The sequence below is a fragment of the Streptomyces sp. ML-6 genome, from assembly GCF_030116705.1.
Taxonomy (GTDB): Bacteria; Actinomycetota; Actinomycetes; order Streptomycetales; family Streptomycetaceae; genus Streptomyces.
In genome coordinates this window covers 3743959-3767279 of the sequence record NZ_JAOTIK010000001.1, presented here as the reverse complement: position 1 = coordinate 3767279, position 23321 = coordinate 3743959, and the positions used below count along the sequence as shown (strand labels likewise).

The window sequence follows — 23321 nt, the reverse complement described above, 5'->3', positions numbered from 1 at the left end:
TCGACCTCAGTTCTCGGCCTCGTTCTTGTTCGTGTGCACGGCGTCCGTCAGCGGTCGCCGGTCGGTGCCGTGCGGTGCCGGGGCCGGGGATCGTCCCTGGAATCCCTGGAATCCCTGGCGTTTTTGCTGTCCCGGCTGTTCCTGGCATCCCTGTCGCCGACGGTGTCCTCGTCGAGCACGAGGACACCGTCCTCGCCCCGGGTGCCGGGCACCGTGCCGCTCTCCTCCAGTACGAAGTCCAGTGCGACGCCGAGCTGTTGGGTGATCTCCCGCAGCCGGTCCAGGTGACCGCCGGCCCCGCGGCACCGTTCGTCGTCCAGGGCGAGCGCGTCGGCGTCGCGGGCCCCGGGCCGTTCGCGGCGCATGGTCGCCACCCGGGCCCGCTCCCCGTCCAGGACGATCCGCAGCCAGTGCTCGTCGCCCCAGCCGGGCGGGGTCCAGTCGAGGCGGACGAGCCGCTCGCGCGGGTGCGCCGAGTCGGCGGCAGGGGCATCGCAGCGGTCCGTTCCCAGGACCGCGATCCGCAGCATCCGCTCGACGTACCGGCGTTCCAGCTCCGCCAGCCGTTCCGCCACCCGCTCGTCCACCTGCCGCTGCTCGTGGGGTTCCAGCCGGCGGCCCTCGTCGAGCACCCGGCGCAGCAGCGCGGTCTCGGCCGGGGCGGGCGGCAGCGGGTCGGTGTCCTGCGGGGCGGTGGTCTCCAGGAAGTGGAGCTGGGCGGCGGCCCGTTCCTCGGCGTACCGGCGGGCCCGTACGGCGCGGTTGGTGTCGGCGACGAAGCGGCGTGCCTCGCGCAGATGGGTGCGGGCCTTGAGCGGGCGGGTCGCGGCGGCGGCGATCGCGTGCCGCACCGCAGCGGTGGCCGGTGCGGCGTCCTCGGCGGTGGCGGCCACGTCGAGCCGGGCGAGCAGCTCGGCCCCGATCCGTACGGCGTCCTCGTGCCGCAGCTCCTCCGCGCCGGGCGGCTGCGGAAGGGCCTCGTCCGCCCGGCGCGCCACGGCGGGGTCGGCGTCCCGCGCGGTGTCCGGCCGCGACCGGTGCTCGTCCAGCACCGCGGCGCGCCGGGCCCGCAGTTCACGCTGCCAGGCGTCGTCCTCCTGCTGGGCGAAGGGGGGCGGGGTGGACCGCAGCACCCAGTCGGCGTGCGCGGCCTCGGCCCGGCGCGTCCGCTCCTCCAGCACCGCCAGCTCCTCGCGCAGCCGGGCCAGGGGCGTGCCCACCGGGTCGAGGGGGCCGGGGAGGCCGGGGCGCGGCGGCCGGGGCGCGCCGGGCGGGGCCGTGCGCGCGGCCCGCCGCACCCGGGCGAGCAGCGCCGCCCGGCGCGCGTTCGCCCGTGCGGCGGCGAAGGCGGCGGCCTCCCACTGCCGGGCGGCGGTGGCCTCCACCTCCTGCCGGTGTTCGAGGCAGGCCTGTTCCTCGGCGGCCCGTACGGCCGCCGCCGCGAGCACCTGGGTGGTGACGAGGGCGGCCCGGCCGGCCAGCAGCGCCCCGCTGAGCGCGCCCAGGGCGACGGCCGCCGGGGCGAGGAGTTCCTGCAGCCCCTGGGCCGCCGCGTCGGTCAGGTGCCCGGCGGCCTGCTGGGCGGCGTCCGCGACCCCCGGCACATGGGCGATGTCGGGGTGCGCCAGGGTCTGGACGTGCGAGGCGAGGCCGTCGGCCGGTGCGTAGCCCACCCCGGGCATCACCTCGGTGATCGACGGCAGGGCGATCCCGACGCTCATCGGCGTCCTCCCCGGTTTCCGTTCCGGTTTCCGGTACGGGGTCCGTTCCGGGGGCCGTTACGGTTCACGGCCTGCGCGGCGCGCAGCCGGTTCAGTTCCAGGCGCCAGGAGACCGCGCGGTACACCGTCCAGACGGTGAGGGCCACGACGGTGCCGACCGGCCAGGCCCAGGGGGCGGCGGTGACGGAGTGGACGCCCAGGGCCACCACCGCGGCCAGCAGCGCGGCCGACGGCAGCAGGGTGCGCAGGCCGCGGGACCGGGCGAACCGGGCGGGCCGTTCCGACGCGGCGATCAGCCGCCCGGCGAGCGACCGCCGGGGGTGGTAGTGGGGCGGCCCGATGAACGCCGCGGCGGACAGTTCCAGGGCGAACACCGCGGCCGCCGCGGGCAGGGCCAGCGCCCAGCCGAGCACGACCGCCTCCTGATCGGCCCACCCGACGACGTCGGCGAGGCCGATCAGGAACCCCCACGGCACGGTGGCCAGCGCGGCGCCGAGCAGCGCCCAGCCCAGCGTCGGCGGACGCTCCATCCGCCGTATCCAGGCCAGGACGGCGTCCTGGTCGGCGGCCAGCAGCCGGGCGGCCTCCGCCTCGGCCAGCTCCCGGTGGCGCGCCTCGGCCTCGGCGGTGGCGACGCCGGCCAGCAGCCGTGCGACGAGCAGGCGCGGGGCGTCGTCCGGGTCGGCGACGAGCCGGGTGTACCAGTCGACGGGTACGGCCATGGCGGCCCGTGCCGCCTTGACGTCCCGGGTCAGTTCCGCCGTGCACCGGCCCGGCTCGTGGGCCAGGCGCAGCAGCAGCGCGTCGACGGTGCGGTCGCGGCGCAGCCGGGCGCGCGCGGCGCCGCGGTCACGGGGCCCGCGCGCCAGGATCTCGTCCGTCAACGGCCGCCAGGCGGACCGGTGTTCCTTCCACCGCCGGTGCACCTCGTCGAGTCCGGCGCCGCCCGGACGTTCGGCGAGCAGGGGCAGCAGCTCGTGGCGCAGCAGCTCGTCCAGCAGGGCGTGGGCCTCGGCGTCGCCGTTCATGACCGCCGCGGTCAGTTCCCGGATGCCCAGGGTGTCCAGGCGCTGCCCGTGGTGGGAGACCTCCAGCCGCGGGCCCAGCCAGTTGATCAGCCGGGTGGTGGTCCGGGCGTCCGGCGGTTCGGCGAGTTCCGCGCGCAGGGCGACGAGCCGTTCGTTCTCCTCGGTGTCGCGGTCGGGCGATCCGATGAACTGGCCCAGCCACTCGACCAGTTCGGCCCGCCGGGCCCGGCGGGACAGCAGCCGGCCGGTGGCCACGCGGTTGACGTCCAGGAGGCGGGCCAGCTCCTCGGCGCCGGTGACCTCCCGGCCCATGAAGGGGAAGGGGCGCAGGGTGCGCCGGGGCGGCAGGTCGTGCGGGGCGGCGCCGGACGTGCGGGGCGCGACCGGCGGGGACTCCCCGCGCAGCCAGGCCGCCACCTGCTCGCCGCCCCAGCGGTTCTCCGGAGCGCGGGTGAGCAGGCCCTGGCAGAGCATCAGCAGCCGGGGGTCGGTCACCAGGGGGAGTTCGGGGTCGTGGGTGGCGACCTCGGTCAGGACCTCCTCGTCGCCCCGGAAGTCGATCGGGTGGCTGCCGCCGGCCAGTTCGGCCACGACCATGCCGAGCGACCACCAGTCGACGGCGGGGGTCACGGCCTGCCGGTGCGGGGCCGCCTCCGGCGCGAGGTAGAGCGGTTTGCCCACCCAGCCGCGCCGGCGCGGCCGGTCGCGCTGCGGTTCGTGCACCGCCGCGCCGAAGTCGATCAGCACCAGTTCGGGGCGGTCCTCGTTCTGGATGCGCACCATGATGTTGTCGGGCGTGACGTCGCGGTGCACGATGTCCCGCGCGTGTACGGCGACCAGCGCCGCGTGGAGCTGCTCCACGACGGCCCGGACCAGGGCGGGCGGCAGCGGCCCGGGGTGGTCGGCGAGGTAGCGGGCGAGGTCGGTCTCGCCGTACGAGAGGGTCAGGTCGTAGGGGTGGCCGTCGGCGGTCCCGCTCTCCAGCAGCCGGGCGACCGACCCACCGAGCCCACCGGGCCCGTCCGGCCCGTCCGGCCCGTCCGGTTCGTCCGGTCCGCCCGGTCCGCCCCGCTCCTCGGCCAGGATGCGGCGGACGCCGGGGTCGGGGCCGAACCGGTGGTGGTACCACTTCAGCACGAGGGGCACGTCGGCCGGCGCGTGCCGGGCCTCCCGGTCCTTGACCCGCAGCACCACGGCCTGGGACGGGCGGCGGACGTCACTCAGCACCTGGGTCAGGTCGAAGCGCCCGCCCAGCGAGGCCGGCACCCGGTCCAGCCCCCTGCGGGTCTCCGCGTCCCGCGGATCGTGGTGGCCGGTCCCGGTCTCGTCGACATCCATTTCGGTGGGCGGCGGCGGAACAGTCATGCGACATGCCTTCCGGTGACGGTGACGGTGACGGCGACGGACGGCCGGACAAGGTTGTTGAAAGGCGCTCCCGCAGGCGGACGGGCGGGCATATCGTGTCGGGCATGAGCCAGGAGACCCAGCCCTCCTCGTCCGCTCCCGAGCCCCTCGAACCCACGCCTCCGAAGGCCCCGCCCGCCCCCGGTCCGGGGCGTCCTGACGAGCCGTCCCGCGGGCGTCCCGACGAGCGGTCCCGTGAGAGCCTCGACGAGCGGTCCCGGGCCGGAGGGCGCCCCCTCCCGCCGCTGCCCGGCGCCGAACGGCTGGCCGCGGAGCTGCGGGCGCTGCGCCGGCCCGGTCTGTCCGGCCTGCGCACCCTGCGGCCCGAGGCCCTGATCAGGGTGGCCGTCGCGGCGGGCCTGTGCGGGGGGTTCGACGACGAGGCCGCCGGGGTGGAGACGCTGCTGAAGGCCGGGGTGCGGCACCTCGGTGGGAACACCCTGTCCGCCGACGGCACCCGCGGCGATCCGCTCGCCAGGGCGGCGGCCCACACCTTCGGACTGCTGCCGGACCGGCGGGGCGTACCGGGCCAGGACCGTCGCAGGGCCGCGGCGGCCGTCTACGGCGTCACGCCCGAACGCTTCCGCAAGAGCCAGGAGCGGGAGGTGATCGCGGAACTGGCGCTGGCGGTACTGGCGGTGGCCCGGAAGTCCGCCGCCGGACCGCCCCCGGAGCTCCCCGCGGTCCCGGCCGGGCCGATGGGCGGCACCCTGCCCGTGCGGTCGCCGGAGCCGGTGCCCGACCCGCCGACCCGGCTGACCGGACCGCCGCTGCCGGCCGCCGCCGCGCACCGCATCACCGTGCACGTCGCGTCCATCGAACTGCTGCGGGACATCGACATCCTGGTGTCCTCGGAGAACATCTACCTGGAGATGTCCAAGACCTTCCGCTCCACCGTGTCCGGCTCGCTGCGCCGGGCCGCCGCGATACGCGACGAGAGCGGCGAGACGGTCGACGACGTCCTCGTCCGGGAACTGGTCGAGTGGATGCGGGCCCACGGCCGGGCCGGGCTCCCGGTGCGCCCCGGCACCGTCGTGCCGACCTCGCCGGGCGCCCTCGCCGAGCGCGGTGTGCGCCGCATCCACCACGCGGCCGTGGCCGCGCCGACCAGCGACGGCCACGGCTACCGGGTCGATCCGCACGTCCTCGCGGAGGCGGTCTCGGCCAGCTTCCGGCTGGCCCGCGCGGAACGCGACAGGTTCGACCCGCCGCTCTCCTCCCTCTGCTTTCCGCTGCTCGGCGCGGGGCACGGGCTGCCGCCGGAGAAGGCGGCGCGCTGGCTGTGCTGGGCCGTCCGCGAGGAGTTGAGCCGCGACCCGTCCTGGACGGTGCACCTGGTGGCCCAGCGCCCCGAACTGGCGAAGCTGCTCACGGTCGCCAGCTCCGCTCCCTGAGTCGTAGCCCACGTCCCTTCAACCACCTTTCCCAACGGGGTAGTTCACCTCGTCGCGGTACGCCGTGGAGCCGTACGACGGGAGGCCCGGCCGGTTCGCCGGGCGCCCGCCCGGACTCCACGACGACCTGTACCGCCGGTCCGTCCGCTTCCCGGTCCAGGTGCGGCGCGTACCGGATCCGGCCGAGGCCGGTACGGGGCGTCAGCCGCTGGTTCGCGGAGCCGCGCCACACCAGCCCGGTCGGTTCGGCGACCCGGAACCGGCCGGTCACCACGGCGTCCGCGGACGCCAGGGCGGCGCGCCGGGCGGCGTCCAGCTCGGACTCCTCGTAGCCGGTGTAGACCAGCAGGTCGGCGGGAAGCCCGTCACCGGTCGCGCCGGGGCGGGTCAGCCCGGACCGCAGCCGGGCGGCGCCCCGGAGCAGCTCCGCCAGGGCCGCGGGCTGGGCGAGCGGTTCCCCGCCGCTCACCGTCAGACCTGCGGCGCCTTGGGCCAGCGCGTCCCGCCACAGCCCCAACAGCCTTTCCACGTCCATGGGTTCACCGCCCCGCGGGTCCCAGGTGTGCCGCGACATGCAGCCGGGGCAGGCCAGCGGGCAGCCCTGCAGCCAGATGCCGAGGCGCCGGCCCGGTCCCAGCGTTTCCAGCGGGAAGTGCGTCCCGCCGACTTCGACCCGCATCGGCCCTCCCCTTTCCCGCCGACTTCGACCCGCATCGGCCCTCCCCCTCCCGCCGGGCGGAGCCGGGAACACCGTTGGGCACCCGGCGGATGCCGTCGGACGCCGGCGGGCACCCGGCGGATGCCGCCGGGCGCCGACGGCGTCCCCCGTCAACGAGTATCCGGCGGCCGGGCCGGGCGCGGCGCATTTCTCCCGGTTGTTCTCCGGGCGTTTCCGGGTGCCGTCCGGTTGTTTTCCGGGCCCGTTCCGGACGCATTCCGGGAAATGCCCGCAGGGCCGAATGCGCAGGTGAAAGGCCGGTAATTTCTATTGTCCGGCCAGTTGCGGTCCGTTCCCCCGAGTCGGCTTCGGGGCTCTTCCGGCGATGCGCCGGAAGGCGCGGAACGGTGGGAGCGACGACCGGGCCGTGCCGTTCGGAAGGGGCCGCCGCAGCGGGCCCGGACGGAGGAAAAGGGCGGTCGTCGGGAGGCGGTCGCGCGGGGGAAGGGGATTCCGCCATGAGAGCCGACACGAATGGTTTCATCAGTTCGGCCCGGTATGCCTGGCACCACCGGGTCACGGCAATTCACGACCGACATCAGGGCCGCAGGGACGCGCCCGGCCTCCGGGACCGGATCGCCGCGCTGCCGCACCCGGACGACCTGCCGCACGACGTCACCGACCAGTTCCCGGAGCTGCTGACCCCGCACGTGCAGGGCATCCGGGCGAGCGCGTCGCGCGGGGCCGACCGGCTGCGCGCGCGGCTGCTGCACGAGGAGCGCGAACTGTGCGCGCGGATCCACTCCGAGTCGGTACGGGTGGCCACCCGGTACGAGGAGCTGCGGGAGCCCGCGCCGGCCGCCCTCGCCCGGTACGGCGAACTCATCGGGGTGTGGCGGGCCTCGGCGGGGGTGTGCCGGTCCCGGGCCGCGGTCCTGACCCACGAGGCGAACCAGCGGCTCGCCCGTTACTGGACGGCCGTCCTGACGAGTCTTCACCCGCTGCCGGGGGAGGGGGAGCTCCCGTCGTGCGGCCCGCACTGGCTGCCCGGCCGGGTCGTTCTCGACGCGTCCTGGCAGCACACCGACGACTGGCTGCGGGGGGACGGCGGGGTGTGGCCCTCCCCGGCCCCGGACCGGGCCGGCCACCCGGTGACCCGCGCACTGGCCGTCCTCGACGCCCAGCCCGTACGGGGGGCCGGGAACGGCGCCCCGGCGGGGGCGGGACGGGGGCACGGATGACCCGCCCGGACCCGGCCGCCGCCCCGGTGCGCGCCGCACGAGGGCCGGTGACCGCCGACGCCTTCCAGGAGACCGCGAACCCCCGCACGAACACGGAGAGAGCCATGAACGTGCCCCATCCGCCCGGTCGTCCGCCCGTTGCCGCCATATCGCCGCCACGCCGGTCCGGCCGCTTCCGGCGTACCGGCGGTTTCCGGCGTACCGGCGGTTTCCTGCGTACCGGTGGTTTCCCGCACACCGCCCGCCCCCCGAACACCGCCCGCTTCCGGCGTACCGCCCGCGCCCTGGCGCTCGCGGCGTCGCTCGCGGTGTCGTTCGCGGCCGTCACCGGCTGCACCGCTTCCGCCGAGGCCGACGCCCCCCGCACGCCGTGCGGGCTGGTCATCGACGGATCGGGCTCCGGGGCGGCCGGCGGCCGGGGCTTCGACGCCGAGGCCAAGCTCAAGTCCACCCTGGTCCCCTTCCTGACCGACCGGGACTGCGGCACCCTCGCGTTCGCGCCGGTGACCCGTTCGTCGCAGACCTCCTCCTGCCGGGTCGGGGACGTCGACCTCGACCCGCCGGCCGACGAGACCACCGACCGCGACCGCCTGCGCAGGTCGGCGCGGATCCTGGCGGTCCGGGGCGCGCTCACCATGCTCGAGTGCGCCCGTACCCAGGGTGGTTCGGACGTGCTCGGTGCCCTGGCGCGGATCGGTGAGGCCATGCCGTCCGGCGAGGAGACGCCGAGCCTGCTGGTGGTGAGCGACTTCGAGCAGGCCGACAAGGAGTTCACGCTCCGGGTGAGCGAGATCGCGACGGACGAGAGCCGCGAACGGGCCGTCGACACCCTGCTCGGCGCCAGGGGCGTGCCGGGGATCGCCGGGATGGACGTCTACCCCGTCGGCTACGGCATGCGCCACGACGCCAGGCCGAGCGAGTACCGGCCGTTCGACGCGTTCTGGTCCGAGATCCTGAGCAGGAGGGCGAAGGCGCATGTCCACGACGACTACCGGAAGTGACCCCGGGGAGCCGCGCCGGCGGCGGGCCAGGGTTCCGGGGCCGCTGCGCGGGAGGGACGGGCGCCGGGGCGCGGACCGCCGGGTCACCGCCCCGGACGAGGGGCCCGAGCGCCGCCCGCTGGTCCTCACGGACCGGGAGCAGCGGCGGCTGATCGAGCAGGCCCGCAGGCGCGGGGCCAAGGAGGCCGTGAGCAGGAAGCGGCTCCTGGTGCGCGGCCGGACCGTCCGGTCGGGGGCGTTCGACCCCTGGGTGCTGGGCAGTGCGGGCCGGGCGTCCTACTTCGCCGAACTCGCCTCCGTGCGCGACACGCTCCGGGCACAGCTGTGGGAGCAGGCGGCGGACCGGGAGGAGCGGGAGCTGCTGCGGGACGCGCGCGCCAGGTCGGACGTGGAGGCGGCCGAGGTGGAGAGCCGCCTCCAGGACGAGCTGCTGCGGGAGGCCGACGAGCAGGTCCGGTCCTCCTGGCGCCAGTTGAACCGGCTCGCGGCCCGTGCGGTGCGGTGGGACCGGTTCCGCGACGGGGTCCGGGAGCGGGTCGAACGCCGTTGGATCCGGGCCCGGTTCCCGGACGCGGAGTTCCCCGGCGACGGCGACGGCGACGGCAACGACGGCTACGGCGACGACGGCGACGAGGGGGCCGCCCGCCGGACGGCGGACCCGGCCGGGCGGGACGGGCGCGATCCCGCGACCGGACCCGTACCCGGCCCCGCACCCGCACCCGCGCCGGTGCCGGACGACGGTGCGGCCGACGACGACTGGCAGTCGCTCGATCCCGCCGGGGACACGGACCCCGGCCGGCCCGTCCACGGCCGGGGTGCCGCCCCGCTGGGGGAGCGGGGGCCGGAGCTCCTCGGCGGCGTGGTCCCGCCGCCCGACCAGGAACCGGGCTGGGAGGGCATGCCGACACGTCCGGGCCTGCCCGCCTGGCTGACCTGGGCCATGCTCCTGGCCATCGCGGCGGTCGAGATACCGATCTACTGGGTCGCCTTCCAGCCCTTCCACGGCACGGGCAGCAACGAGAGCGACTTCCTGTCCGGCACCCTGGCGATCTCCACCGCCGTGCTGATGGTGCTGCTGCCGCACCTGGCGGGGCGGACCCTGCGCAACCGGGCGGCGACCGGTTCCCTCAGGGCCGCCGCCCTTCCGGCGCTGGCCCTGCTGGGGGTCTGGGGGTTCTCCGGCTGGGCCCTGGGCGACCTGCGGGCCAGGCTGGTGCTCAGGCGCCCCGACTCCCTCGAGACGCCGCCGGACATCGGCGAGTTCGAGGGCGCGGGGGACCTCGCCGAACAGCAGACGCTGGTGGACAGCCTCCATCTGGCCCCGCACACCATCACCTGGATGTTCGTGGCGCTGCTCTTCCTCTCCGGCGGCATCGGCTTCCTGCTGGGGCTGCTCAGGGAGCACCCCTACCTGGACGCGTACCGGTCGGCCCTGGAGCGCCGGGCCGAGCGGGTCAGGCAGCGGGAGGAGGCCCGGATCGCCGCCGACCGCGCCCGCTCGCTCACCGAGACGGCGCAGGAGCGGGCGGACCGGCGCAGGGAGGCGGTGGACGCCCGGGTGCGGGCCACCGAGGAGCTGTACGAGGCGGCGGCCCACGCTTTCCTGGAGGGGGTGGTGGAGCGGTCGAGCGATCCCGCGGTGACCGAGGCGGCGATGAAGCTCTCCCGGACCTGGCCCTTGCTGCCGAAGCCCTCCTCGCCACCGCCTCCGGTCCGCCGGAACGCCTGAGCGCGCACCGGCGGGTACGGAGAAGGGGGCTGCCCTGCACCGACGGAGTCGGCCGGGCAGCCCCCTTCCCGCGTCACGTCACGTCACGCGTCGCATCCCGCGTTGCGTCACGCGTCGCGCACGACTGTCACCGGGCAGGTCGCGTGCTGGGTGACGTGCAGGCTGACCGAGCCGAGCAGGGTCGCCTTGAAGCCGCTGTAGCCGCGCGCGCCGACGACCAGCAGGTTCGCGCCCTTTGACCGGTCCAGCAGGGCCTGGGCCGGGTTGCCGATCACGATGATCTTGCTGATCGCCGCCGCGCCCTCGGCCCCCAGGGCCTCCTCCAGCGCCTCGTTGAGGGACACGGTCGCCAGGGCCTGCGGGTCGAAGTCCTCCGGCATGCCCGGCATCATCGACGCCCAGCTCGTCGCGGGGTACTCCCAGCTGTTGACGGCCTCCACCGTGTCACCGGTCAGCTCCGCCTGGCGCACGGCCCAGTGCAGTGCCTTGATCGACGACTCGGAGCCGTCAACGCCCACCACGATCCTGCCCATCACTGCCTCCAGCTCGGTTCGGCTCAGTGCGCAGAGGCGTCGTACGGAAAGAAAGTCGCACGACGCATCTTTCGCCCCAACTCTAATCAAACCGGGCGGGGCTGCCGGGGGCGGGGTCCTGCGGCCGGTCCGGTCGGGTCACCGGTCCGGCCGGGAGGGGCCCGGCCGGACAGCACGAGGCACGGGCCCGGCACTGCCCGGCCGCGAGGGACGCGGTCAGTCCAGGCGGAGGTCGGCGAGCTGCTGCTCGAAGGGCACGACCTCGTCGTCGAGCCCGGGCGTCCGCGACGCCCCGGAGCGGGCCCGGCCGCCCGTGATCATGGCCGCGAGCTCGCCGCCCGCCCGCCGGATGCGGGACGGCAGGCCGTCGGTGTACTCGTCGCCGGACGAGCCCCAGTCCTCCGACGCCGCGTACACGGACGTCGGGGCGACGGTGGCCCGCAGGTAGGCGAAGAGCGGGCGCATCGCGTGTTCCAGGACCAGCGAGTGGCGGGCGGTGCCGCCGGTCGCCGCGACGACGACGGGCTTGCCGGTCAGCGCCGTGTGGTCGATCAGGTCGAAGAACGACTTGAACAGTCCGCTGTACGAGGCGGTGAAGACGGGCGAGACGGCGATCAGGCCGTCCGCCTGCGTCACCTCCTTGACCGCCTCGTCCAGGGCGGCCGGCGGGAAGCCGGTCACCAGGTGGTTGGCGATGTCGACGGCCAGGTCGCGCAGCTCGATCACGCGGATCTCGACGGCGCGGTCCTGCTCGGTCAGCAGCCGCTCGCGGGCGGCGCCGGCCAGCCGCTCGGCCAGCAGCCGGGTGGAGGAGGGGCTGCTCAGGCCCGCCGACACGGCGACGATCCGCAGCGGCTCGGTGACGAACGCGGTGGGCTCGGTGGACACGGTGGTCAGACCTCCTTCGTGGCGGTGCGGGCGGCGGCGACCGCCGGGTGTACGGGGGCGGCGTCCGGGACTCCGGCCGGCCGCAGGGCGGCGAACTCCTTGCGCAGCACCGGGACGACCTCCTCGCCCAGGATGTCGAGCTGCTCCAGGACCGTCTTCAGCGGCAGTCCCGCGTGGTCCATCAGGAACAGCTGGCGCTGGTAGTCGCCGACGGCGTCCCGGAAGGACAGGGTCCGCTCGATGACCTCCTGCGGGGAGCCGACGGTCAGCGGCGTCTGCCGGGAGAAGTCCTCCAGGGAGGGGCCGTGCCCGTAGACCGGCGCGTTGTCGAAGTACGGGCGGAACTCCCGTACCGCGTCCTGCGAGTTCTTCCGCATGAACACCTGGCCGCCGAGGCCGACGATGGCCTGCTCGGCGGTGCCGTGCCCGTAGTGGGCGTAGCGCTGCCGGTACAGGTTCACCATCTTCTTCGTGTGCTCGATGGGCCAGAAGATGTTGTTGTGGAAGAAGCCGTCGCCGTAGTACGCGGCCTGCTCGGCGATCTCCGGCGAGCGGATCGAGCCGTGCCAGACGAACGGCGGGACGCCGTCCAGCGGGCGCGGGGTCGCGGTGAAGGACTGCAGCGGCGTGCGGAACTTGCCCTCCCAGTCGACGACGTCCTCGCGCCACAGCTTGTGCAGCAGGGCGTAGTTCTCGATGGCGAGCGGGATGCCCTGGCGGATGTCCTTGCCGAACCAGGGGTAGACCGGTCCGGTGTTGCCGCGGCCCATCATCAGGTCGACGCGGCCGTCCGCGAGGTGCTGGAGCGTCGCGTAGTCCTCGGCGATCTTCACCGGGTCGTTGGTGGTGATCAGCGTGGTGGACGTGGAGAGGGTCAGCTTCTCGGTGCGGGCGGCGATGTAGCCGAGCGTGGTGGTCGGGGAGGACGGGACGAACGGCGGGTTGTGGTGCTCACCGGTCGCGAAGACGTCCAGGCCGACCTCCTCGGCCTTCTGCGCGATGGCGAGCGTGGCCTTGATCCGCTCGTTCTCGGTCGGGGTCCTGCCGGTCGTCGGGTCGGTGGTGACGTCTCCGACGGTGAAGATGCCGAACTCCATGGCCCGCCTCCAGAAACCTAGTTTGGTTGAACGTTGAACTATGTGGACGCATCCTACAACGGAGCGCCCCCCTGACCTATTCCACGGTCCGCGGAGGGGTTCCGCCCGCGCGTACCCTGGTCGGTGCGCGCGGGCCGAGGAGACAGGACCCGGACCCGGACGGAGGCGGCGGAACTGTGGGCGAGAGCAGCGGCGGGAGTGAGCGCTGGAAGGAGCGCGGCGTCGCGCTGCGCGTCTTCGTGTACGTCTTCGCCACGCACCTCTTCGCGGGCTTCGTCTGGATCCTGTTCTACGTCGGAGAGCACGCCAAGAAGTGAGCCGGGCGGAACGGGGCGGGTCCGCGGCCGGATCGACGACGACCCGCCTGTATTCGGCTCCCCTGGCCCCGCTGGGGCATGTTCCTGCGGATCGACGGGGGCGGGGTCCACTGCGTCGGTTCGGGCTGCGACACCTGCGGGACGACCCTGTGCCTGCTTGCCCGGCCGTCCGGGAACTCGCCACCGCCGAACGCTTCTGGAGAGGCGCATCGGACAGGAATGATAGTTTCTGGGTATCATTCCATCATGTTGTATGGGATGCCACGCCTGGATTCGGCCGACCTTCAGGTCCTGGAGCAGATCGACGGTCTGCGCGAACAACTGCGGCACGCGGTGCAGCAGGTTCCGATGAAGTGGACCCTTGACCTGCGCAAGGCTCTGACGGCCAGTGCCATCGCGGCGTCGAACACGATCGAGGGCTACGGGGTCGATGCCGTGGACGTCGCCGACTTGATGGACGGCGAGCGCGAGGTCGAGGCCAGTGACGAGAACAAGGCGGAGACACTGGCCTACCAGCAGGCCATGACGTATATCCAGTCACTGCACGATGTGATCGATTTCCGCTACAGCAAGGAACTCCTCAACAGCCTGCACTGGATGCTCCAGGGGCATCATCACCCCCGCAAGCTCGCCGGGCAGTGGCGCAGGACCTCGATCCGGATCACCGCACCGGGCGACGAGCTCGCCACCGATTACGAAGGCCCCGATCAGGAGCAGGTTCCCGGGCTCATGAGCGAGCTGGTGGACTGGCTCAACGAAGGCGACCTGGGCAGTCATGTGCTGCTCCGGGCCGCCATGGCGCATCTGAACCTGGTGAAGATCCATCCCTGGTCCGACGGCAACGGCCGCATGTCCCGTTCGCTGCAGACCCTCCTCATCGCGCGCGGCGGTGTTCTCGCCCCCGAATTCTCCTCGATCGAGGAGTGGCTGGGCATGCCGGGCAACACCTGGGAGTACTACAAGGTGCTGCGAGAGGTCGGCGGGCCGGTCTGGTCACCGGAGCGCGACACCCTGCCCTGGATCAAGTTCAACCTGCTCGCCCACCACCAGCAGACCCAACGGGTGCAACGCCGTGTCGACCGTTCCAACGACTGCTGGGTGCAGCTGATGGAGGAGACGGGTACACACGGCGTCACGGAGCGGCAGGTCACCGCGCTGCACGAGGTGGCCATGGCCGGCCGGGTGCGGCGCAGCCGGTACGAGAAGGCCGAAGCGCTCAACACGCAGCAGGCCACGCGGGATCTGCAGGCACTCACCAAGGCACAGTTGCTGACGGCCGTGGGCCGGACGAAGGGCCGCCACTACATCGCGGGACCACGGTTCCCGGAGCGGGTGCTGGCCACGGCACGTCGGCATCACACCATCAGCAACCCGTACGCCACATGATCTCGCGGGCCGCAGACCACGGTCCCAGAGGCATGGTCCCAGGGTTCGCCCGTGGACGGGTCCAAGCCCGCGTCCTGACGTCGTTTCTGCTCACACCAGTTGATGAATGAAGAACCTCTCGGCAGGACGACGCTGATCGTCTCCTCCCCGAAGCTCGACGGTGATCGATGCGTCTTCGACCAGCTCCTGGCCCGGGACCCGGACGCGTAGCCGTTGCAGGCCCGGTCGGAGTCCGGCGACGCGTGGTCGGAGGACGTATCGCCTCTGTCAGCTGTTGCCGGTGATCTTCTCGACCTTGCCGTACGGCCTGGCCCCCGTCCGCCGTGCGGACCGGGATCGATCAGGCGTCAGCGGAGAATGCGTCTGTCTTCACCGCGTCAAGAAATGCAGACCAGGGGCCGGAACCGAGGTGCAGGAGAGGTCCGGCGAGTCCCTTGCTGTCCCGGATGGCGCGGCCACCGTGGGCGGTTTCGGCTATCTCCAGGCAATCGCCCTGCTGATCCGAGTAGGACGATTTGCTGAACGTAGAGGTGATCTCGGGGGTCATGATGCCTCTTCCGTAGGCTGCTCTGCGTTGCGGAGGAACTGCCGAATGCGCCCGGCGCTCTCCTGCGGGGACATGGCTGCTGAGCGTAGTTGGTCGAAGACGTTGGCGTAGAGGGCCAAGTCTTCCGGCGCCTCGACCACGGATGTGTTGGCCACGTTTCGCACGGCAATCGCCTCCACATTCGGCTCCACCCCGAATGAAAAGGCCACGAAGGGGCCGGACATCCCGGCGACCTTGCTGGCGGCAGCCGGGAGCATCTGGACGGTGACGTTCTGCCGCTGTCCGATTTCGAGAAGTCTCAGCCACTGACCGGTGCCGATGGCGGGGTTGTCAGCGAGGGCGGTGATGGCGGGCTCCCAGATAATGGCTGTGAAGTGCGTTCCGCCCGCTTCGATTCTCTTTTGCCGCTCCTGCCGCACCTTGACCAATTGATCGACTCGGTCGGGTGAGATGAACGTCGGCCCGGAGGTGATCACGGAACGCGCGTACTCCGCCGTCTGCAAGAGCCCGGGGATGAGAGCAGGCTCCCACGACCGGATGTTGGTGGAGTCGTTTTCGAGCGTGATGTGGTCCGCGTAGTCGGGCCGTACGGTCTCTTGGTAGTCGAGCCACCACCCGCGTTCATTGCTCGCGCGGGCCCAGCGTTCCAGCCGTTCCCGCTCCCCGGGGTCCCGGACGTCGAAACGGTCGAGAAGCGTACGGACCTCCAAGGCCGAAGCCGACACCAGGCCGCTCTCCATGCGACTCACCTTGCTGACCGACTTCATGATTGCCTCGGCCGCGGCGGCCTGGTCGAGCCCTGCCGCTTCGCGGTGGCGTTTCAGTGCCGTTCCAAGTCGTCGACTTCGAACGGTGGGCCTCCCACCTGCGGGCATCCCGACTCCCTTCAACGTCCGTCATGGTGTGCCGATTTGAGTGGAAGCAGAGTCACGTCCACCCGGCACACTCGAAAGTCGCAAATTTGCGAGCGTGGCGCTTGCGGTAGTGATTCGAACACGCCTAGCGTGGTTGCGTCACGCAGCGCACACGACAGTGTGCACTGTGTGGATCGCTGTGTGGCAGCAAGGACCCCCGCGACCGTGGCACCGGTCCGGGGGCGTGGCCAACGCTTGCAAAGGAGCGTCGGCGTGGTGGATTTTATCGTCCGATTCCTCGGATCACTCCGGTGTTCCTCAACCCGACGGCCGGGCGGGGAGTGGCAGTGCGGTGAGTTTGAACGGCCCTGCTTCCCCGCCCCTCAACGGATCCAACTGAAGGCGGTTCAAGCCGAGATCGCTCGATCGGCGCGCGTCGAGAACGGGTTCCGCCGGGAGTGGCGGCGGGTGTGGTGGCTGGCTCGGCGAGGGAACGAGGCGGGGCCGATCCCGGTTCTCGGTGGGGCGGTGGGGCGGTGGGGCGATGAGCGGGACGGCGGACCGTACCGTCGTACTGCGTTGGAGCCGGCATCCGCGTTGTGTGTCACTGGCCCGGGCGGAATTGCGTACCGCGCTCGCGGGCTGGGGGCTCTCGGAGTGGGAGGGGTCCGCGGTGCTCGTGCTCTCCGAGTTGCTGACCAACGCCGGGCAGCACGCCCGGGTCGCGCCGGGGCGGGAGATCGAGACCCGGTTCCGGCCGCTGGGCGACGGGGTGCGGATCGAGGCGCACGATGCCTCGGACGCGCCGCCCAAGGTGCGCGAGCCGGAGCCCGGAGCGTGTGGCGGGCGGGGGCTGGTACTGGTGGATGCGCTGGCGGACCGGTGGGGGTACGGGGCACGGCGCGGGCCCGGAAAGGTCGTGTGGGCAGAGTTCGGTTCGGTTAGGCTCGCCCCATGACCTCCGTACCGTGCCGAAACTGGTGGCGCTCCTTCTAGGAGCGGCCACCTCCCCCTCTGCACGGAATCAGGGCCGTTCGATATGGACGGCCCTTCTTTCTGCCCTCGTACGGGTACGGATGCCGGTGATCACGGCGGGCCGTCCTCCACGCAACCAGCACTCGCGAGGAGAGAAACCCATGAGCAGCACCGTCACCACCGCATCGACCGAGCAGCGCGTCGCCGGGCTGGAGGCGCGGATCCGGCAGGCCCCGGAGAAGTTCCGGGTGATGACCGGGGACCGGCCCACCGGGCCGCTGCACCTCGGGCACTACTTCGGCACCCTCCACAACCGCGTCCGGCTCCAGGAGCTCGGGGTGGACGTCTTCGTGATCATCGCCGACTACCAGGTGCTCACCGACCGGGACGTCGCCGACCGGCTCGGCGAGTACATGGAGGGGATGCTGCTGGACTACCTGGCCGCCGGGATCGACCCGGAACGCTCGACGGTCTTCAACCACAGCGCCGTGCCCGCGCTCAACCAGCTGATGCTGCCGTTCCTGAGCCTGGTCTCCGTCGCGGAGCTGAACCGCAATCCCACCGTCAAGGACGAGATCGCGCACTCCCGGCAGTCGGCCGTCAGCGGGCTGATGTTCACGTACCCCGTGCACCAGGCCGCCGACATCCTGTTCTGCAAGGGGAACCTGGTGCCGGTCGGGCAGGACCAGCTGCCGCACCTCGAAGTGACCCGGACCGTCGCCCGCCGCTTCAACGAGCGGTACGGGGCGGTGTTCCCCGAACCGGACGCACTGCTCTCCACCGCGCCCCTGCTCCTCGGCACCGACGGCACCAAGATGAGCAAGAGCCGGGGAAACTCCATCGCGCTCGGCGCCACCGCGGACGAGACGGCCCGGCTGGTCAAGGGCGCGAAGACGGATGCCGAGCGGCACATCACGTACGACCCCGAGAACCGGCCCGGGGTGTCGTCGCTCGTGCTGCTGGCGGCGCTCTGCCTGGACCGCGACCCGCACGCGGTGGCGGAGGAGATCGGCGGGGGCGGCGCCGCGGCCCTCAAGCGGACGGTGACCGAGGCCGTCAACGCCAGGATGGCGCCGATCCGGGCCCGGCGGGCGGAGTACGCGCGCGACATGGGGTACGTGCGGTCGGTGCTCCGGGCCGGGAACGAGCGCGCCCGCGAGATCGCCGGGGCGACGCTGGACGAGGTGCGCGGGGCCATGGGCGGCATGCTCTGACCCGGGGCGTGGCGGGGGCCGGGGCGTGCCGAGGGGCTGGAGCGTGCCGGGGGCCGGGGAGTGCCGGAGGTCCGGGGGTGTGGCGGGCGGGTGCCCCGGCCGGTGCCCCGGACGGTGCTTTCACGGGGTGCCCCGGCCGGCCCGTCAGGTGGTGGGCTCATCCGGCCAGGCGCCCCGGGCCGCGAGGTCCAGGATCAGGGCCGCGATGTTCCAGGCGTCGTCCGCGCCGCTGTGGTGGCGGCCCTCCAGGGGGAGGCCCGCGATCTCCAGGGCCCGGGCCATGCCGGGGCGCTTGCGCAGTCCGTGGGCGGCGGTGAAGGGGAGCTTGGCGTTGGTGTGGCGGTGGCCGAACGGGTACCGGGTGCCGGTGGCCCGGCACTGGCGGGTGAACTGGTTGCGGTCGTAGTCGCCCCAGCTGGCCCACGGCCGTGTCCCGGCCCGGTGCTTGGCCGCCAGTAGCCGGCAGGCGTCGGCGAAGGGGAGGCCCGTGCTCACCTCCGCCTGGGTGAGGCCGGTCAGCTCCGTGCAGAACGCGCTGACGGTGGACCGGGCCGGGCGGACCAGGATCCGGTGGCGTGCCACCCTCTCCGCCGACCGCAGGTCGACGACCGTCAGCCCGATCTCGATGATCTCGCTGACCGCCCCGGGCGGCGGTTGTCCGTCCCAGCAGGTCGCCTCGATGTCGATGACGTTCAGGAGTTCCGGTTCCGGTCCTGTTTCCATGGGATGAGGGTAGGGACCGGGGATGCGGTCCGGCACCGGGATTTCCCGGGCCACCCGGGCCCTCGTGGCTCAGCGGCAGGGCGACGAGCCACGCCTGCGCAGCAGTTCGGCCCGGCCCCGGCGGGCTTGTGTGCCTGATGGGCTTCGGCGGGCGGACATCGCGCAGGTACCAGGCAACCTTCCGCGCATGTGCTCCCTCTTCCGTGCCGACAGGATCGCCTGGTGAACGGCCTTACCGGGTTGGGTGGTTGGGCCCTCGCCCTGCTGGAACGAGGAGAAGCATGAGCATGAGAGTGAGAACCGGTGTGACCGGGCTGGCGGCTGCTGCCTGTGCGGGCGTCCTCCTGGCGCCGACCCCGGCCGGTGCGGCCCCGGTCCCGACCCCCGAAGCCGCTGGGTCCAAGACCGGTTCCTACTGCGTCGTCAAGGTCAGTGAGGGGAAGACCACCTGCTACGACACCTTCCGTGAGTACATGGCCGTGTTGAGCGGCGGCCGGATCACCGACGCCCCGGCCCCGGAGAAGGCGGCCACGGACAAGAAGTTCCAGGCCCGGATGAACAAGACTCTCAACGGCCCCGTCACGACGATGGGCGAATACACCGGCGCCCAGCTTTACGAGCACGGCCACTTCGGTGGGCGTGCCATCGGATACGCGCTCAGCGAGCCGTGCAAGAACGACGGCAAGTGGGACGCCGAGATGACCAACCTCGACGACATGAACTTCGACGACATGACCAGTTCCGTGCAGACGTGGAACAACTGCTACATCGTGCTTTATTCGAGCGCCAATTTCAAAGGGATCAGCAATACCTATGACTGGGCGGACTGGGTCGGCGAAGCGATGAACGACCAGGCCACCTCTTTCCGGCTGAAGGCCCGCGGCGAGGCCATCCGCTGAGGTTGTTCCGGGGCTCGGGGCCCCGGCTGTCGGCGGTGGGCGCAACCGGGCCTCCGGTCGCGCCCACCCGCGTTCGGGCGGGATGTCCGCGCGGTGAGGTCAGCGACGGGGGTGGAAGACGAACTGCCGCCCCTGCCCCTTGCCTTCCGCGAGCTTCAGTACGAACCCTCCGGTGTCCGCCAGCAGCAGGGAGGGGATCTCGGTGCCCTGGGGCAGCGGCTTGACCTGCCCGGTGTCGAGTGCGACGGTGACCGGCTTTTCGGATTCCCCGTCCGCCCGGGAATAACCGTATGCGGTGCCGTCGGCCACGGACGTCAGACGGATGGGATCCGCGTCGCCGCCCTCGTAGAAGCAGCGTGCCTTGCCCTGTTCGAGGTCCACGGCGACGCTGTCCGAAACGACATGGCGACCGTCGGGCGACAGGACGGCTTTGCGGCGCTCGCCGGACGACTCCGATGCGCACAGTGTGGACGCCACCAGTTTCCCGGACTTCAGGTCGTGCACGGCCGTCACCGATTGATTTCCGTACCCGTTCTCGGGGAACCAGGTGGACAGGACGTGACCGCCGAGGACTTCCGTCACCCGGCCGCTCTTGTACTTGCTGTTGTGTATTTTGCTGCCCGGGGGAACGGCGTCGCCGGAGTGCCAGGCGCCGGGGACACCGAAGCCACCGTGGACCGGGAGTTGCACGACCGGACCGTCCGGGGAGAGCGCTTCCACCGGGCCCTTGCAGGGCTGGAGGTCGTCCTCACCGCAAGGAAGTTCCAGCTCTTCGTACTTCGTGACGCGGCCCTTCGACAGGTCGATCGCCGTAGTGCGGTCCGCGCCCGGTCTGCTGTCCTCCCAGAGGACCAGGAGCCCGTTCCCGCCGTCGACGACCCTCGGTTTGTCATGGGAAGGCATCGGTATCGAGAAGGTGCGGGCCGGAGAGATCTCCTTCCCGGAGGAGTCCGCCGGGTAGAGGAGGAGGGAGAACGTGTCGTCCTCCGTGAAGGAGGGCGCCCACGCCCAGACGGCGATGTACTCGCGGTCGTCCTGGTCCACGACGAGGAGCTGCGGGAGGTGCGACGAGTCCGGGGCCACGTTCTTGCCCGGGGCCGGAGGCTGCCACGGCTGACTGCTCCAGCGCAGCGCGCCGGTGGCGGCCTCACGGGCCTCGACGACGTATTTCTCGCCTTTCTTCTGGAGGAAGGCGACGACGCCCGCCTTGGACGCGGCCTCCACCGGCAGTTCCGTTTCGTCCCCGTCCGGCCAGCTGATGTTCTGCTGCCAGCCCTTGGACGTGTCGAACTCCTTCGGCGCCTTCACCGCCGGTTTCGGGGACTTCGCGGCGCTCGGTGTGGAGTCGTTCCCCGCGCTGTCGCCGCCTCCGCTGCAGGCTGCCAGCATCCCGGCCGCCATCACCGTGACGACGGCCTTCTTCACGGACTTCATCTGCCCCCCTCCGGCAGGGAGGTACCCATGATCCGGTCCCCCCACAAGATCACCAAAGATTCTTATAGCACGCCTCTGCGCAGCGCCATGTCGAGGGGCCGGGCTCGGCGACGACGCTTGCCGCATCGCCGGCGCTCCGTGCGCCACCGGGATCGTGTTCGTCGCGCACCACCGTGGCCGTGTTCTCCGGGGCCACCGGGCGCGGTCGCCGCTGCTGCGCCCGGCGCCGGGCGTTCACCTCGGTGCCATGTTCCTTCGCCTGCGCAGCAGTTCGGCCAGGCCGCGGCGGGTCGCGGCGATCACCACGCGGTCCTGGGGGCGCAGCACGTACCCGGGGTGCAGGTCCCACACCAGGCCGGACGGGCGGTCCGGGGGGACGGGGGAGGGGGTGGCCAGGTCCGGGAGGCGGTCCTCGGGCGGGGTGGCGTCCAGGGCGAGGACCCGCCAGGCACCGGCCCGGAACGCCTGCTCCACCGTGCGGCCCTCCAGTTGCGGATGGCCCGCCACCTCTATCGCCGCGAACAGCATCACCTTCCGCTCGACCGGGATGGCGCCCAGGATCTGGCGTCCCATCATGGCGACCGCGAAGGACGGGGCGGCCAGGTGGGAGACGGACCGGGACCGGGTCACGGCCTGCGGGTGGGCGGTGCGCAGGGTGCGGTAGACGGCGGTGGCGAACTCGTCGTCGTACAGGCGCAGCGCCACGCGCAGGTCGTGCTTGACCGAGCGGGCGTACAGCGCGGCCTCCAGGTTGGTGGTGTCGGCGCTGGTCAGGGCGAGGAGTGCGCGGGCGCGCTGGATCTTCGCCGCCTCCAGGACGCCCTCCTGGGTGACGTCGCCCAGGACCACCGGCACGTGCAGTCGCCGGGCCACGGCGATGCCGCGCGCGTCCGGGTCGTCCTCCACGCACACCACCGGGATGTTGAGCTCGCGCAGCCGGACGAGGACCCGCGTACCGATCTTGCCGAGGCCGAGCAGCACCACGTGGTTGGACAGGCCGCGCGGCGGGCGGCGCAGGGACGACGCCGTGCGGATCGAGCCGAACGCCTCCAGCACGGCCGCCACGAGCAGCGGCAGCAGCATCAACCCGGCGACCCCGGACAGGAGTTGGATGAGCTGGCGGGCCGTCGGTTCGCCGGTCGCCGGGTCGCCCATCGCGAACAGGTCGAGCAGGGTGAGGTACGCGGCGTGCAGCGGGTCGTCGCCGGTGGTGAGCGTCGAGGCGACGGCGAGGCCCACCACGGCCAGGCCGACGCCCAGCGCCGACCAGCGCAGCCGCCGCGAGAAGACCTGGCTCAGCGGGGCCCCGCGGCCGCCCATCCGGGTCGGCGGTCCGGACGGGCCCGCCTGGCTGATCGCCTCCAGGACCACCGTGCCCCGGTCCGTGGCGTCGGACAACTGCCGGTCGTCCGGCAGGAGTTGGGGGCCCTCGGCGCCGCTGCTGTCGGATCCCTCGGTGCCCGCCGGGTCATGGGTGGTGGAGGAGAGCAGGGCCAGGGTGCACAGGCCGGGGTCGGCGATCTGTCCCTCGCCGGGCGGGGTGCGTTCGGCGGCGCGCAGCAGCAGACCCTCCGCCTGGATGACCTTGCTGGAGCCGGTGAGGACGGTCGCGGCGAGGGCGGGGGCCGCGGTGTCGGCGTCGGACAGGACGGTGGTGGAGGCGTCCAGGGCGGCCTGGTCCAGGCCGGGGGTGGCGAGGGCGGCGGCCTGGTCGAGCAGGGCCTCCAGGTGCTGGCCCAGCTTGCGGTTGTAGAGCCGGATGACCAGCCGGAGGCGGGGGTTGATGCGGCGGGCGGTCAGTGCGGCACGGATGTTGCGCTCGTCGTCCTCGTAGACCAGCGCCAGCGCGGCGGCCGATCCGACGCCCGCCTCCTCCAGCACCTCGTCGGACGGCTCCGCCGCCTCCGTGATGCGGACGGCCTCGACACCGGCGTTGGTGTCGTCCCCGAGGGCGGCGGCCCCGCCGGTGCCGGTGCCGGCACCGCCGGTCCGGTTCATCGCCGAGGACATCCGGCCGAACAGCGCCGCCGCCATGCTCCGCCCGGTCAGCGGAAGTTCGGGCCTGCGGTCGTCGCGGCCGGGCGGCAGGACGAGGGTGACCCGCTCCCCGTACACGTAGCGCAGCTCGACGGCGAGCCGCCGGGCCAGCGCGTCGTCGCCGCAGACGACCATGTGTCCGCCGAACGGGGAACGTTGGGGCTGCTGCGGAAACTGGGTCACGTGTCCCAGCATGCCTTGCTCCTCTCCTCCGTGGGTGACCGCCGGGTGTCGGACGAGC

20 protein-coding genes are annotated in these 23321 nt (G+C 72.8%); 9 read left to right on the top strand and 11 right to left on the bottom strand.

Annotated features, from left to right (window positions below; genetic code table 11):
* Positions 1 to 47: 47 nt before the first annotated feature.
* Together OCT49_RS16635 and OCT49_RS16630 are read right to left on the bottom strand one after the other, a co-directional pair.
* A complete protein-coding gene (locus OCT49_RS16635) occupies positions 48 to 1721 on the bottom strand; it encodes a hypothetical protein (protein WP_283852676.1) in 1674 nt (557 codons plus the stop codon).
* Positions 1718 to 4114: a protein kinase domain-containing protein gene (locus tag OCT49_RS16630; protein WP_283852675.1), complete on the bottom strand. Its 2397-nt coding sequence runs from the start codon at positions 4112 to 4114 to the stop codon at positions 1718 to 1720. Before OCT49_RS16630 ends, OCT49_RS16635 begins: the two co-directional genes overlap by 4 nt.
* 104 nt (positions 4115 to 4218) lie before the next feature.
* On the opposite strand from OCT49_RS16630, the gene OCT49_RS16625 reads away from it, so the two are divergent.
* Positions 4219 to 5547, top strand: a complete 1329-nt coding sequence (locus OCT49_RS16625) for a macro domain-containing protein (protein ID WP_283852674.1) — start codon at positions 4219 to 4221, stop codon at positions 5545 to 5547.
* Here OCT49_RS16625 and OCT49_RS16620 read toward each other — a convergent pair.
* Positions 5522 to 6226 carry a 4Fe-4S single cluster domain-containing protein gene (locus OCT49_RS16620; protein ID WP_283852673.1) on the bottom strand — a complete coding sequence of 235 codons (705 nt, stop codon included), beginning with the start codon at positions 6224 to 6226 and terminating at the stop codon, positions 5522 to 5524. The genes OCT49_RS16625 and OCT49_RS16620 overlap by 26 nt on opposite strands.
* 497 nt (positions 6227 to 6723) lie before the next feature.
* Here OCT49_RS16620 and OCT49_RS16615 point away from each other — a divergent pair, with 497 nt between their 5' ends.
* From OCT49_RS16615 to OCT49_RS16605, 3 genes are read left to right on the top strand one after another with little or no spacing between them, the layout of a single operon-like run.
* A complete protein-coding gene (locus OCT49_RS16615; RefSeq protein WP_283852672.1) occupies positions 6724 to 7446 on the top strand; it encodes a hypothetical protein in 723 nt (240 codons plus the stop codon).
* Positions 7443 to 8447, top strand: a complete 1005-nt coding sequence (locus tag OCT49_RS16610) for a hypothetical protein (RefSeq protein WP_283852671.1) — start codon at positions 7443 to 7445, stop codon at positions 8445 to 8447. Before OCT49_RS16615 ends, OCT49_RS16610 begins: the two co-directional genes overlap by 4 nt.
* Positions 8422 to 10176 (top strand): hypothetical protein, encoded by a 1755-nt coding sequence (locus tag OCT49_RS16605; protein ID WP_283852670.1) that lies wholly within the window; start codon positions 8422 to 8424, stop codon positions 10174 to 10176. Before OCT49_RS16610 ends, OCT49_RS16605 begins: the two co-directional genes overlap by 26 nt.
* A 107-nt stretch (positions 10177 to 10283) precedes the next feature.
* Here the strand turns inward: OCT49_RS16605 and OCT49_RS16600 are convergent, their stop codons facing one another.
* The 3 genes from OCT49_RS16600 to OCT49_RS16590 form a co-directional block, all read right to left on the bottom strand.
* Positions 10284 to 10709: a universal stress protein gene (locus OCT49_RS16600; RefSeq protein ID WP_148831992.1), complete on the bottom strand. Its 426-nt coding sequence runs from the start codon at positions 10707 to 10709 to the stop codon at positions 10284 to 10286.
* Between the two features lie 216 nt (positions 10710 to 10925).
* Positions 10926 to 11597 carry an FMN reductase gene (locus OCT49_RS16595; protein WP_283852669.1) on the bottom strand — a complete coding sequence of 224 codons (672 nt, stop codon included), beginning with the start codon at positions 11595 to 11597 and terminating at the stop codon, positions 10926 to 10928.
* Positions 11598 to 11602: 5 nt separating this feature from the next.
* Complete coding sequence (locus tag OCT49_RS16590; protein ID WP_283852668.1) at positions 11603 to 12694, bottom strand: LLM class flavin-dependent oxidoreductase; 1092 nt, start codon at positions 12692 to 12694, stop codon at positions 11603 to 11605.
* Positions 12695 to 12870: 176 nt separating this feature from the next.
* Between OCT49_RS16590 and OCT49_RS16585 the strand changes: the two genes are divergently transcribed.
* Both OCT49_RS16585 and OCT49_RS16580 read left to right on the top strand, forming a co-directional pair.
* Positions 12871 to 13011, top strand: coding sequence for a DUF6126 family protein (locus OCT49_RS16585; RefSeq protein WP_283852667.1), 141 nt, complete (start codon positions 12871 to 12873; stop codon positions 13009 to 13011).
* A gap of 246 nt (positions 13012 to 13257) precedes the next feature.
* Positions 13258 to 14397, top strand: coding sequence for a Fic family protein (locus OCT49_RS16580; protein WP_283852666.1), 1140 nt, complete (start codon positions 13258 to 13260; stop codon positions 14395 to 14397).
* A 340-nt stretch (positions 14398 to 14737) separates the two neighbouring features.
* On the opposite strand, the gene OCT49_RS16575 is transcribed toward OCT49_RS16580, so the two are convergent.
* Positions 14738 to 14944, bottom strand: a complete 207-nt coding sequence (locus OCT49_RS16575) for a DUF397 domain-containing protein (protein ID WP_283852665.1) — start codon at positions 14942 to 14944, stop codon at positions 14738 to 14740.
* Positions 14941 to 15819 (bottom strand): DUF5753 domain-containing protein, encoded by an 879-nt coding sequence (locus OCT49_RS16570; RefSeq protein ID WP_283852664.1) that lies wholly within the window; start codon positions 15817 to 15819, stop codon positions 14941 to 14943. The genes OCT49_RS16575 and OCT49_RS16570 overlap by 4 nt, the downstream gene beginning before the upstream one ends.
* Positions 15820 to 16342: 523 nt before the next feature.
* Here OCT49_RS16570 and OCT49_RS16565 point away from each other — a divergent pair.
* Positions 16343 to 16756, top strand: a complete 414-nt coding sequence (locus OCT49_RS16565; RefSeq protein WP_283852663.1) for an ATP-binding protein — start codon at positions 16343 to 16345, stop codon at positions 16754 to 16756.
* Positions 16757 to 16934: 178 nt separating this feature from the next.
* Positions 16935 to 17987: a tryptophan--tRNA ligase gene (gene trpS / locus OCT49_RS16560; protein ID WP_283852662.1), complete on the top strand. Its 1053-nt coding sequence runs from the start codon at positions 16935 to 16937 to the stop codon at positions 17985 to 17987.
* 144 nt (positions 17988 to 18131) lie between these two features.
* Here trpS and OCT49_RS16555 read toward each other — a convergent pair whose 3' ends face one another.
* Positions 18132 to 18710, bottom strand: coding sequence for a 3'-5' exonuclease (locus OCT49_RS16555; protein WP_283852661.1), 579 nt, complete (start codon positions 18708 to 18710; stop codon positions 18132 to 18134).
* A 287-nt stretch (positions 18711 to 18997) separates the two neighbouring features.
* Here OCT49_RS16555 and OCT49_RS16550 point away from each other — a divergent pair, with 287 nt between their 5' ends.
* Complete coding sequence (locus OCT49_RS16550) at positions 18998 to 19609, top strand: beta/gamma crystallin family protein (RefSeq protein WP_283852660.1); 612 nt, start codon at positions 18998 to 19000, stop codon at positions 19607 to 19609.
* Between the two features lie 99 nt (positions 19610 to 19708).
* Here OCT49_RS16550 and OCT49_RS16545 read toward each other — a convergent pair whose 3' ends face one another.
* On the bottom strand, positions 19709 to 21043 hold the full coding sequence (locus OCT49_RS16545; protein ID WP_283852659.1) for a hypothetical protein: 1335 nt from the start codon (positions 21041 to 21043) through the stop codon (positions 19709 to 19711).
* Between the two features lie 234 nt (positions 21044 to 21277).
* Complete coding sequence (locus tag OCT49_RS16540; protein WP_283852658.1) at positions 21278 to 23275, bottom strand: NAD-binding protein; 1998 nt, start codon at positions 23273 to 23275, stop codon at positions 21278 to 21280.
* Positions 23276 to 23321: the final 46 nt, after the last annotated feature.